Origin of the sequence: Lelliottia sp. AC1 (assembly GCF_023278595.1) — a bacterium.
GTDB classification, from domain to species: domain Bacteria; phylum Pseudomonadota; class Gammaproteobacteria; order Enterobacterales; family Enterobacteriaceae; genus Enterobacter; species Enterobacter nimipressuralis.
This window is the reverse complement of the sequence record NZ_CP025699.1, coordinates 2624093-2636255: the sequence shown is the minus strand read 5'-3', so window position 1 is coordinate 2636255 and position 12163 is coordinate 2624093. Positions and strand designations below refer to the sequence as shown.

The 12163-nt window shown below is 55.2% G+C and carries 11 protein-coding genes; 5 read left to right on the top strand and 6 right to left on the bottom strand.

What is annotated here, in order from left to right; all coding sequences use genetic code 11:
- The first annotated feature begins 251 nt into the window (after window positions 1-251).
- Together C0560_RS12585 and C0560_RS12580 are read left to right on the top strand one after the other, a co-directional pair.
- A complete protein-coding gene (locus tag C0560_RS12585; protein ID WP_100779765.1) occupies window positions 252-1835 on the top strand; it encodes an MFS transporter in 1584 nt (527 codons plus the stop codon).
- A 4-nt stretch (window positions 1836-1839) separates the two neighbouring features.
- Window positions 1840-2979: a glycoside hydrolase family 105 protein gene (locus C0560_RS12580; protein ID WP_248858655.1), complete on the top strand. Its 1140-nt coding sequence runs from the start codon at window positions 1840-1842 to the stop codon at window positions 2977-2979.
- 41 nt (window positions 2980-3020) lie between these two features.
- Here the strand turns inward: C0560_RS12580 and argS are convergent, their stop codons facing one another.
- On the bottom strand, window positions 3021-4754 hold the full coding sequence (gene argS / locus C0560_RS12575) for an arginine--tRNA ligase (protein WP_100779767.1): 1734 nt from the start codon (window positions 4752-4754) through the stop codon (window positions 3021-3023).
- A 239-nt stretch (window positions 4755-4993) separates the two neighbouring features.
- On the opposite strand from argS, the gene C0560_RS12570 reads away from it, so the two are divergent.
- Window positions 4994-5554, top strand: coding sequence for a VOC family protein (locus C0560_RS12570; RefSeq protein WP_102103989.1), 561 nt, complete (start codon window positions 4994-4996; stop codon window positions 5552-5554).
- 85 nt (window positions 5555-5639) lie between these two features.
- Window positions 5640-6383, top strand: coding sequence for a copper homeostasis protein CutC (gene cutC, locus C0560_RS12565; RefSeq protein ID WP_248858654.1), 744 nt, complete (start codon window positions 5640-5642; stop codon window positions 6381-6383).
- Between the two features lie 169 nt (window positions 6384-6552).
- Here the strand turns inward: cutC and cmoB are convergent, their stop codons facing one another.
- The 5 genes from cmoB to C0560_RS12540 are packed head-to-tail and all read right to left on the bottom strand — an operon-like array spanning window position 6553 to window position 10128.
- Entirely contained in the window at window positions 6553-7524 is a 972-nt protein-coding gene (gene cmoB, locus C0560_RS12560) for a tRNA 5-methoxyuridine(34)/uridine 5-oxyacetic acid(34) synthase CmoB (protein WP_100779770.1), read from the bottom strand.
- Window positions 7521-8261: a carboxy-S-adenosyl-L-methionine synthase CmoA gene (gene cmoA, locus C0560_RS12555; protein WP_248858653.1), complete on the bottom strand. Its 741-nt coding sequence runs from the start codon at window positions 8259-8261 to the stop codon at window positions 7521-7523. Before cmoA ends, cmoB begins: the two co-directional genes overlap by 4 nt.
- A gap of 40 nt (window positions 8262-8301) precedes the next feature.
- Window positions 8302-8697: an MAPEG family protein gene (locus tag C0560_RS12550; protein ID WP_248858652.1), complete on the bottom strand. Its 396-nt coding sequence runs from the start codon at window positions 8695-8697 to the stop codon at window positions 8302-8304.
- A gap of 49 nt (window positions 8698-8746) precedes the next feature.
- On the bottom strand, window positions 8747-9565 hold the full coding sequence (locus C0560_RS12545; protein ID WP_248858651.1) for a DUF72 domain-containing protein: 819 nt from the start codon (window positions 9563-9565) through the stop codon (window positions 8747-8749).
- Window positions 9562-10128 (bottom strand): hydrolase, encoded by a 567-nt coding sequence (locus C0560_RS12540; RefSeq protein ID WP_248858650.1) that lies wholly within the window; start codon window positions 10126-10128, stop codon window positions 9562-9564. The genes C0560_RS12545 and C0560_RS12540 overlap by 4 nt, the downstream gene beginning before the upstream one ends.
- Window positions 10129-10390: 262 nt before the next feature.
- On the opposite strand from C0560_RS12540, the gene aspS reads away from it, so the two are divergent.
- A complete protein-coding gene (gene aspS / locus C0560_RS12535; RefSeq protein WP_100779775.1) occupies window positions 10391-12163 on the top strand; it encodes an aspartate--tRNA ligase in 1773 nt (590 codons plus the stop codon).

Here is a 12163-nt window from a genome sequence, read left to right as displayed (position 1 = left end):
TTTCACCAGCCGTCAGCAGAAACTGACGGCTGGCTCCCAAAAAATGACCCCGCCTTTTGATGCAAGAGAAACGCTGTTTTATAAATCAGTGACACGCGTACGGAATCTCTTTGCATTATTGCCATTCGCCCTCAGGCAGTGGCAGAAACAGAAAGGTATCAATAGAACGATACTTTTACTGTAGCCGTGTAAAAACTCCCGGACGAGGTTTGCATACAGGGAGTCTCCCAACATTCAAAGGGTTGACGGCAATGAAAACACGTAAAATTGGACTCGCAAATTACCTCGCCTACGGGTCAGGCGATTTTCTTGGGGCAGGCACAACCGCGCTGACGGCGGCCTGGCTGTTATATTTTTATACGACGTTCTGTGGGCTCTCGCCGATTGAGGCGACCTTTATTTTTGCGGCCGCCAGGGTGCTTGACGCGGTGGTCAGCCCGTTAATGGGCTTCCTGACCGATAACTTTGGCACCACCTGGCTCGGCAAACGCTTTGGCCGCCGTAAGTTCTTTATCCTGCTCGGTATTCCCTGCGTTTTCAGCTACTCGATGATGTGGGTAGGGGATATGGGCTTCTGGTACTACCTGGTCACCTACCTGATCTTCGATATCGTGTACACTATGATTCTGGTGCCTTACGAAACCTTAGTCCCGGAAATGACGGACGATTTCAAACAGAAAACGAAATTCTCCGGCGCGCGTATCTCTATGGCGCAGATGTCCGCGATTCTGGCCTCTTTCCTGCCGGGTATCCTGCTGACTCACTTCGGTAAAGACAACGCGATCTCCTTCTTCTACGCGAGCCTGGTCTTCTCCGTGCTGTGCGCAATGATGCTGACTTTCGTCTGGATCTTTACCTGGGAGCGTCCACGTGAAGAGTGGTCTGAAGCGGCACTGCGCGCAGAAGAAGAGAAGAAAAAACTCAATCTGAGCCAGAGTCTGAACCGTCTGTTTGTCGAGTTAAGCTCAACCCTGCGAGTGAAAATTTTCCGCCAGCATCTTGGGATGTATCTGGGCGGCTATATCGCGCAGGACGTCTTCAACGCGGTGTTCACCTATTACGTGGTATTTGTGCTGATGCAGGAAGCGTCGATGGCGTCGAACTTACTGGGCACCATGGCCATCTTCCAGTTCATCGCTGTAATCGCCATGATCCCGCTCTGCATCCGCTTTGGACCGGCCCCGTCGTACCGCATGGTGGTCGTGCTGTTTGGTCTGGCTTCTATCTCCTACGCGGTGCTCTATTACGCCGGGCTGAGCGACGTCTATTCGCTGTTGCTGCTGATCTCAGCCGTGGCAGGTTTGGGTCGCGGGGGCATCAACTACGTTCCGTGGAATATCTACACCTATATTGCTGACGTGGATGAAGTGATCACCGGCCAGCGCCGCGAAGGGATTTTCGCCGGGATTATGACCCTGACGCGTAAAGCCTCGCAGGCCGGAGCCATCATGCTGGTGGGGATTGTGATGCAGATGTCCGGCTTTGTCAGCGGCCAGAAAACCCAGCCAGCAGAAGTGAGCCACACCATTCTGATGATCCTGAGTGTGGGCACCATTCTGGTGCTGGCCTGCGGTTTCCTGGTCTCCCTGCGCTTTAAACTGAACCTGGAAACTCACAGCACCCTGCGTGAAGAGACCGCCAAAATGCGCGAGTCCGGACACGCGATGCCGGAAACGGCGACCCCGCAGGCCCGCGCCACCGTTGAGCTGCTGGCCGGGATGCCGTACGAATCCTTGTGGGGCAATAACAACATTGGTTATCTGAATCGCAATAAACCGGCGGCACCTTCCCTGAAGGATCGCGCGGTACTGAATTCGACATATCACAGAGGTTAAGATTATGAAGGTTTGGCCTGTCAAACATAGCCCGTTACTGCGTCAGCCTGAGCATTTTATTGCCAGGGATGAACTGAAATCACTGATTGAAAAGGTGACGCACAATCTGGTGAACATCCACGATAAAACCGGCGAATTTTTGCTGCGGCTGGACGACGGGCGCGTGATCGACACCAAAGGCTGGGCGGGATGGGAGTGGACGCACGGCGTGGGCTTATACGGCATCTGGCAGTATTACTGCCAGACCGGTGACAGCCACATGCGTGACATCATCGACGGCTGGTTTGCCGACCGCTTTGCCGAAGGCGCGACCACCAAAAACGTCAATACGATGGCCCCGTTCCTGACTCTGGCGTACCGCTTTGAGGAGACGCAAAATGCCACCTATTTGCCATGGCTGGAGAGCTGGGCAGAGTGGGCGATGAACGACATGCCGCGCACGGCGCACGGCGGCATGCAGCACATCACCCTGGCGGAAGAGAATCATCAGCAAATGTGGGACGACACGCTGATGATGACTGTCCTGCCGCTGGCGAAAATAGGCAAATTGCTCAATCGCCCGGAGTATGTGGAAGAGGCGGTGTATCAGTTCCTGCTGCACGTTCAGAACCTGATGGATCGCGAAACCGGGCTGTGGTTCCACGGATGGAACTACGACGGGCAGCACAATTTTGCCAAAGCCCGCTGGGCGCGCGGCAATAGCTGGCTGACTATTGTCATCCCGGACTTCCTTGAGCTGGTGGATTTGCCGGAGAACAACGCGGTGCGCCGTTATCTGGTGCAGGTTCTGAATGCGCAAATCGCCGCGCTGGCGCAATGTCAGGATGAGAGCGGCCTGTGGCATACGCTGCTTGACGATCCCAAGTCGTATCTGGAAGCATCCGCCACGGCAGGCTTTGCCTACGGGATCTTAAAAGCGGTGCGCAAGCGTTACGTTGGTGCGGAATACGCTGCAGTGGCGGAGAAAGCGATTCGGGGAATTGTGAACAATATTTCGCCGGAAGGGGAGTTGCTACAAACGTCGTTTGGCACGGGGATGGGCAGCGATCTGGAGTTTTATCGCCAGATCCCGCTGACCTCGATGCCGTACGGTCAGGCGATGGCGATTTTGTGTCTGACGGAGTATTTGCGTAAATACTTCTGATAATAAAAAACCCGGCAATTGCCGGGTTTTTTATTTCTGTATTACATACGCTCTACGGTTTCGATCCCGAGGGTATCCAGCCCCAGCTTCAGCGTCTTCGCGGTCAGCTGCGCCAGTTTCAGACGGCTGTTGCGGATCGCTTCGCTTTCGGCGGAGAGGATAGGGCAGTGTTCGTAGAAGCCAGAGAACAGGCCCGCCAGATCGTACAGGTACGCACACATGACGTGCGGCGTGCCTTCACGGGCAACCACCGCCAGCGTCTCTTCAAACTGCAGCAGACGGGCAGCCAGCTGCGCTTCGCGGTCTTCATTGATCACCACGGTAGCATTCGCCAGCGCGCTTTCATCAATGTCGGCTTTACGGAACACAGACAGCACACGGGTATAGGCATACTGCATGTACGGCGCCGTGTTGCCTTCGAAGGCCAGCATGTTGTCCCAGTCGAAGATGTAATCGGTGGTACGGTTTTTGGACAGATCCGCGTATTTCACCGCGCCGATACCGACGGCGGTCGCCAGTTTTTCCAGCTCGTCGGCTGGCATATCCGGGTTCTTCTCGGCCACCAGACGGCGCGCGCGTTCCAGCGCTTCATCCAGCAGATCGGAGAGTTTAACGGTACCCCCGGCGCGGGTTTTGAACGGCTTGCCGTCTTTACCCAGCATCATGCCGAACATGTGGTGTTCAAGCGGAACCGAATCCGGCACATAACCGGCTTTACGCACGATGGTCCACGCCTGCATCAGGTGCTGGTGCTGACGGGAATCGATGTAGTACAGCACGCGATCCGCATGCAGCGTTTCGTAACGGTATTTCGCACAGGCGATATCCGTCGTGGTGTAGAGATAGCCGCCATCCTTTTTCTGGATGATCACGCCCATCGGTTCGCCTTCCTTGTTTTTATACTCATCAAGGAACACAACCGTTGCGCCTTCGCTCTCGACCGCCAGATTTTTGGCTTTCAGATCGGCCACGATGCCCGGCAGCATGGGGTTATAAAGGCTTTCGCCCATCACGTCGTCGCGGGTCAGGGTGACGTTCAGACGGTCATAGGTGATCTGGTTTTGGGACATCGTGATGTCAACCAGCTTGCGCCACATTTCGCGGAAGTAGGCGTCGCCGCCCTGGAGTTTCACCACATAGCTACGTGCGCGCTCGGCGAAAGCTTCATCTTCGTCGTAATGTTTTTTGGCTTCACGGTAGAAACCTTCCAGGTCTGCCAGCGCCATTTCGCCCGCATTTTCCTGCTGCTGCTTTTCAAGATAGGCAATCAGCATTCCGAACTGGGTACCCCAGTCGCCAACGTGGTTCGCGCGAATCACTTTATGGCCCAGGAACTCCAGGGTGCGCACAGCGGCATCGCCGATGATGGTGGAGCGCAGGTGACCGACGTGCATCTCTTTTGCCACGTTTGGCGCAGAGTAATCGACAACGATGGTTTGCGCTTGCGGCTGAGTCACACCCAGACGGTCAGATTTCAGCGCCGCGTCAATGTGACCCGCGAGGAAGGCCGGATCGAGGAAAATGTTGATAAAGCCTGGACCTGCAATCTCAACCTTGTTGGCAATGCCGTTGAGATCCAGATGAGTCAGTACCAGCTCAGCGAGTTGTCGCGGCGGCATGCCCAGTTTTTTAGCCACTGCCATCACGCCATTAGCCTGATAGTCGCCAAACTGTACTTTTGCTGACTGACGAACCTGCGGTTCGCAATCCGCAGGCGCACCTGCGGCAATCAGTGCCTGACTGACTTTTTCGGAGAGAAGAGCCTGAATATTCACCTGGATACCTTACTTTTTTGCTGCGGGGGAGTTGCAACCCGCACCAGTTTGAGAATTTAGGGCCGGAGTATACTGCAAATGCCCTCTGGCGTCAGCATTGCGCAGGCTGAAGAGCGCTCAGAAAACAGGCGATGAAATAGTGCATAAGCATGCAGCAGGAAAATCGTGAAATCTGCGGTTGGTTGCAGGCATCCAACAGAGTAAATTAGCGGCTTTGCGACAGGATAAGAGAACCGCTGATGACGAACTGGCACTCCATTGATGAACTGCATGATATTTCCGCAGATTTACCGCGTTTCACCCAGGCGTTCACAGAACTTGCCACCCGTCTGGGGCTGGATATTGCCCCGCTCGACGCTGATCACATTTCCCTGCGCTGCCATCAGAATGCGACGGCGGAGCGCTGGCGTCGTGGATTTGAGCAGTGCGGTGAGCTGCTGTCAGAAAACGTGATCAACGGGCGTCCCATTTGTCTGTTTAAACTCCATCAGCCGGTCTGCGTGGCGCACTGGCAGTTCAGCGTGGTCGAATTACCCTGGCCGGGCGAAAAACGTTATCCGATTGAGGGCTGGGAGCACATCGAAATCGTGCTGCCGGGCGATCCGGAAACCCTGAATGCGCGCGCACTGGCGCTGTTGTCTGACGACGGCCTGAGCCAGCCGGGTATTTTCGTGAAAACCAGCTCACCTAAAGGGGAGCGCGAGCGTCTGCCAAACCCAACGCTGGCGGTCACCGACGGTAAAGTGACGGTAAAATTTCACCCCTGGACGATCGAGCAAATTGTGGCCAGCGAAGAGTAAGCCGCAAAAGAGTGTGAACTCACGCTAAGTCCGCCCTCTGGCGGCATGGCATGATGGTCTATTACCGTGGATTTTAGGAGGAAGTGTGGCGCTACTGGAGATCTGTTGTTACAGCATGGAGTGTGCTGTGACTGCGCAACAAAACGGGGCCGATCGCGTTGAACTGTGCGCGGCACCGAAAGAGGGCGGATTAACCCCGTCATACGGTGTGCTGAAGTCTGTTCGCGAGGCGGTGACGATCCCCGTTCATCCCATCATTCGCCCACGCGGCGGTGATTTTTGTTATTCTGCGGGTGAGTTTGACGCCATGCTGGAAGACGTCGTCCGGGTACGCGAGCTGGGCTTCCCAGGTCTGGTGATCGGTTTGCTTGATGAAGACGCAAATGTCGATATGCCGCGTATGCGCCAGATTATGGCGGCTGCAAAAGGGATGGCGGTGACTTTCCATCGCGCGTTTGATATGTGCAAAGACCCCATTCAAGCTTTTGAAAATTTAGCAGAATTAGGCGTTGCACGTATCCTGACATCCGGCCAGCAAGCAACGGCGGAAAAAGGACTGCAATTAATTATGGAACTAAAAGGGCATTCCGGTGTTCCAATAATAATGGCAGGTGCTGGTGTTCGAGCCAGCAATCTGAAAACGTTTTTAAACGCAGGGGTAGAAGAGCTTCACAGCTCAGCAGGCAAGTGGACGCCTTCGCCTATGCGATATCGCAATACAGGATTGTCAATGTCGACAGATGCAGAAGCGGATGAGTACTCCCGCTACAGCGTAGATGGAGAGTCGGTTGCGGTAATGAAATCCATGATTGACCAGTTTCACGTGTAGCAACGATTTTTACCGCGCATCATGTCGCCCAATATGATGCTTGCTTGTACCAGGCCCCTGCAATTTCAACAGGGGCCTTTTTTTCACTTTTATATTTTAAGCCCAGCGGCGTTGCCGGGCCTTGAACTGTGTCTTGAGGAAAGGTAGTGCACCTGTTTCGCCAGGGACATTACGGCTTCGTTGCGATCAAGACTGCACGCATCGGCGCGGGATACCCTTCGATGGTTTTGCTGCTGTCGTTCGGGTCGAGGAATTCTGCCAGCGACTCGGTGGTCAGCCATTCTGTGCGACGCTGCTCTTCGGTGGAGGTCACGCATACATCCACAATGCGGATATCGACAAAGCCACACTTCGCCAGCCAGTTCTTCAGCGCCAGCGCGGAGGGAATGAAATAGACGTTACGCATCTGCGCGTAACGATCGCCCGGCACCAGTACCGCGTTTTCGTCACCCTCGATCACCAGCGTCTCCAGCACCAGTTCGCCACCGCTGACCAGCTGATCTTTCAGCTGCCACAGATGCTCCAGCGGCGAGCGGCGGTGATACAGCACGCCCATCGAGAAGACGGTATCAAACGCGTTCAGGGCAGGGAGTTGCTCAATGCCCAGCGGCAGAACGTGTGCGCGCTGATCGTTGCCCAGCAATTTGCGCACCGCTTCAAACTGGCACAGAAACAGCTGCATCGGATCGATACCGACCGCCAGATGTGCCCCGGCGCCAATCATGCGCCACAGGTGATAGCCACTCCCGCAGCCCACATCCAGAATAGTGCGACCGGTCAAATCAGACAGATGGGGCAGAACGCGATCCCACTTCCAGTCAGAACGCCATTCGGTATTAATGTTCAGACCATAAAGAGAGAAGGGGCCTTTACGCCATGGCATCAGATTGCGCATCAGCTTTTCAAGACGCAGCAGCTGTCCTTCGCTCAATGGCTCGGCGCTTTCAGCCGTCACGCTGTGCAGCAGATCCAGTTTGTAGGGCGTCATGTCCGGCAAAAACTCAACGGCATTGCTCCACTGCTTAAACTGACCGTGCAGGGAGTCGCGCTGCCAGGCGGCCACCTGCGCGGGCAGGGTTTCCAGCCAGTGGGAGAGATGGTTTTTGGCGATAAGCTGGTAGAAATTACTGAAGTCGATCATGCGCTGTCCCCTTTCAGTGCCACCAGGGAACCAAAGTTAAAGCACTGGAACCACAGCTCGCTGTGCTCAAAACCGGCGTTATGCAGGCGCGCTTTATGTGCTTCGACGGAGTCGGTGAGCATTACATTTTCCAGCATGCTGCGCTTTTGACTGATTTCCAGCTCGCTGTAGCCGTTAGCGCGTTTAAAGTCGTGATGCATGTTAAACAGCAGCTCGCCGACCTTCGCGTCTTCAAAACTGAATTTTTCCGACAACACCAGCGCGCCGCCGGGATTCAGCCCCTTGTAAATTTTGTCCAGCAACAACTGGCGATCTTCGGGCACCAGGAACTGCAGGGTAAAATTCAGAACCACCATGGAGGCATTTTCGATCTCGATATCGCGAATATCGCCTTCGATGACGTCAACGGGTGTGGGCGCTTTATAAGCATCAAGATGACGACGGCAGCGTTCTACCATCGCGGGGGAGTTATCGACGGCAATGATTTTGCAGCCTTCGTGATGCACATTACGGCGAACGGACAGCGTCGCGGCGCCCAGTGAACAACCCAGGTCATAAACCTGCGTACCGGGTTGAACGAAGCGTTCAGCCAGCATGCCGATCATAGAGATAATATTGGAATAACCTGGAACAGAGCGCTGGATCATATCCGGGAAGACTTCGGCTACCCGTTCATCAAAGGTCCAGTCGCCCAGACTGGCGATAGGCGCGGAAAAAAGCGTGTCGCGATCAGACATAACGTAAAAATCCGGGAAAAATAAAGTGGCGTATTGTGCGCTAATGGAAAGAGAAAACCAACTCCCACGGCATATACCAGAGGTTAGCCAGCACCATCAGCAAAAGCGAACACCAGGTTGCGCTCATGCCGGAACGACGCCAGCGGAACAGGCGTTGGTGAAAACCGTAATAATGCATCAGGCGTCCGGCAATCAGCAGCAAGCCGCAGACGTGAACCATCCAGGTTTCCGCGCCGTCCATCTCCATTAACAGCAGCAGGATCAGTGCAATGGGGATATATTCCACCGCATTACCATGAATGCGGATGGCGCTTTGTAACTCTGAAAACCCACCGTCACCGTAAGAGACGCGGTACTGCATTCTCAGGCGCACAACATCAAACGAAAACTTAATCAGTAATAATGCACCTAACACCGCGTACAGTGCGCTGACCATACAAACTCCCTGTTTTTGGCAGATGGCACTTCTATGATAGGGGCTGATGTCAGAAAAGAGAAGATTGTTGTGGGATAGAAGGCGCAGGGCCGAGGGACGGAACCGCAGCCAGCAAGGCTTGCCAAAGAACATCGACCAGTTCAGGCGCCTGGGCGATATCCGGCGTATGCAGGAAAAGATAGGGGGTCGTCGTTTGCTCCCACTTTGGCAACGTTTGCAGCCACACGGCGAACATATCGCGATTTTGCTGCATGTTGTCGCTGCCGATAAACCGCACCATCGGATTATTCGACGTGACCACCGCATGCACCGGCACTTTCGGTTTTTTGCGCTGGGCATCGATTATGGCTTCGCTGTGCGGGACGGCGCTATGAACAGGGCGACTGTCGAGGATCACCCGATTCACACTGCGCGCATGCAGCCCACGATTGAGGGCTTTTTCCGCCTCGCCCTTGCTGAAAAATTCCGGATGACGGACTTCCACACCGTAGGTGAACTCACGCGGCAGGGCATCGAGAAAATGCCACAGCGCAGGCAGGTCGCGCGGGCCGAAGGTGGCCGGGAGTTGCAGCCAGTACTGACCGATGCGGTTGTCCAGCGGCGACATCCGCTCGAAAAACTCCTCGGTTAAATCCCCGCACTGGCGCAACGCCGCCTGGTGAGAAATGGTGGCCGGGAATTTAAAGCAAAAGCGGAAATCGTCGGTGGTCTGCTCGCGCCAGCGCGCGACGATTTCCGCACGGGGCAGGGCGTACAGCGTTGTATTGCCCTCCACGCAGTTAAAATGGCGGGCATACTCTTCAAGGCTGGTAATGCCAAGGCGCACCCATTTCGGGTGCGACCATTGGGGAAGACCCAGATAGATCATAACGCGTGTAAAATCTCGTCGGTGCTGCGCACGCGACCAATACGCGGGAAGATGTGGACCATGCTGCCCTGATGTTGATCCGCGGAAGCAGCACTGCATGCGTCTTCGGCAATGACCAGGTTAAAGCCCAGTTCCCATGCGTTACGCGCGGTGGATTCCACGCCGATGTTCGTGGAAATACCGCACAGGATAATGGTGTCGATCCCGCGACGGCGTAGCTGCAGCTCCAGATCGGTGCCGTAAAACGCGCCCCACTGGCGTTTGGTGACTTCGATATCGCTATCCTGTTTGCCAAGCGTTTCAGGGTAGGTCCACCAGTTTGCAGGCAGCGCGGCGGCAGGGGCTGTCGCATCCACAGGCTGTTTTAGCGCTTCGGCGAAGTCGGCTGACCAGCCAACGCGCACCATCACCACCGGCGATCCGCTGGCGCGACATTTATCCGCAAGACGGGCGCTGCGGCTGACCACATCTGCCGCGGTATGCGGGCCACCGGCGAACGGCAGGATACCTTCCTGTAAATCGATCACGACAAGCGCGGTTTTGGTGGCATCAAGTGTTAACATCGTTACTCCAGTCAAAAATTAGCGTCCGTTACACCTTACGATGATAAAGGCAGGTCAGATCGGACAATTTTGTTAATTTTTGTGAGAATGCGCAATAAGAGCGCAGCAATCGCGCGTCTGGCAAGCTTCTCTCTTATCGTACGGCGGAATTTCCAGTATAATAGCCGCCTTTTTTCATCCAGTTGTGACATACAGAAAGCTGCGACATAGTAGCCTGTAAATCAGGCGACATTTAGCCTGCGGCTAAATTAAGGGATATCTCATGCGTACAGAATATTGCGGGCAGTTGCGTCAGTCCCACGTTGGACAGCAGGTGACCCTGTGTGGTTGGGTCAACCGCCGTCGTGATCTTGGTAGCCTTATCTTCATCGATTTGCGTGACCGTGAAGGCATCGTGCAGGTGTTCTTCGATCCGGATCGTGCGGACGCGTTAAAGCTGGCCTCCGAACTGCGTAATGAGTTCTGCATCCAGGTCACCGGCACCGTGCGTGCGCGTGACGAAAAAAATATCAACGCCGATATGGCGACGGGTGCCATTGAAGTGCTGGCGTCCGACCTGACTATCATCAACCGTTCAGAATCGCTGCCGCTTGACTCCAACCACGTCAACACTGAAGAAGCGCGTCTGAAATATCGCTATCTGGATCTGCGTCGCCCGGAAATGGCTCAGCGCCTGAAAACCCGCGCCAAGATCACAAGCCTGGTGCGTCGTTTCATGGACGACCACGGTTTCCTCGATATCGAAACCCCGATGCTGACCAAAGCCACGCCGGAAGGCGCGCGCGATTACCTGGTTCCGTCTCGTGTACATAAAGGCAAATTCTACGCGCTGCCACAGTCTCCTCAGCTGTTCAAACAGCTGCTGATGATGTCTGGCTTCGATCGCTACTATCAGATCGTTAAATGCTTCCGCGACGAAGACCTGCGCGCTGACCGTCAGCCTGAATTCACCCAGATCGACGTCGAGACCTCCTTCATGACCGCACCTCAGGTGCGCGAAATTATGGAAGCGCTGGTTCGTGGTCTGTGGCAGGACGTGAAGGGCGTGGATCTGGGCGAGTTCCCGATCATGACCTTCGCAGAAGCAGAACGCCGCTACGGTTCTGATAAACCAGATCTGCGTAACCCGATGGAGCTGGTGGACGTCGCGGACCTGCTGAAAGCGGTTGAGTTTGCGGTCTTCTCTGGCCCGGCTAACGATCCGAAAGGCCGTGTGGCTGCCCTGCGTGTTCCAGGTGGCGCACAGCTCAGCCGTAAACAAATTGATGACTACGGCAATTTCGTGAAAATCTACGGTGCGAAAGGCCTGGCTTATATTAAAGTCACCGAACGTGCGAAAGGCATCGAAGGCATCACCAGCCCTGTTGCGAAATTCCTGAACGCTGAGATCGTAGAAGCAATCCTTGAGCGCACCGGCGCGCAGGATGGCGACATGATCTTCTTCGGCGCAGACAACAAAAAAGTGGTGGCCGATGCGCTGGGCGCACTGCGTCTCAAACTGGGTAAAGACCTGAACCTGACTGACGAAGCCAAATGGGCTCCGCTGTGGGTGATCGACTTCCCAATGTTTGAAGATGATGGTGAAGGCGGCCTGACGGCGATGCACCACCCGTTCACCGCACCGAAAGACATGACGGCGAGCGAGCTGAATGCGGCACCGGAAGACGCAGTGGCCAACGCCTACGATATGGTGATCAACGGCTACGAAGTGGGCGGCGGTTCCGTACGTATCCACAGCGGCGAAATGCAGCAGACCGTATTCGGCATTCTGGGCATTAACGAGCAAGAGCAGCGCGAGAAGTTCGGCTTCCTGCTGGATGCCCTGAAGTACGGCACTCCACCGCACGCAGGCCTGGCGTTTGGTCTGGATCGTCTGACCATGCTGCTGACCGGTACTGATAACATCCGTGATGTGATTGCCTTCCCGAAAACCACCGCCGCTGCGTGTCTGATGACCGAAGCGCCAAGCTTTGCTAACCCGGCCTCTCTGTCTGAGCTGGGTATCGAAGTGGTGAAAAAGGAAGAGAAAAACTGA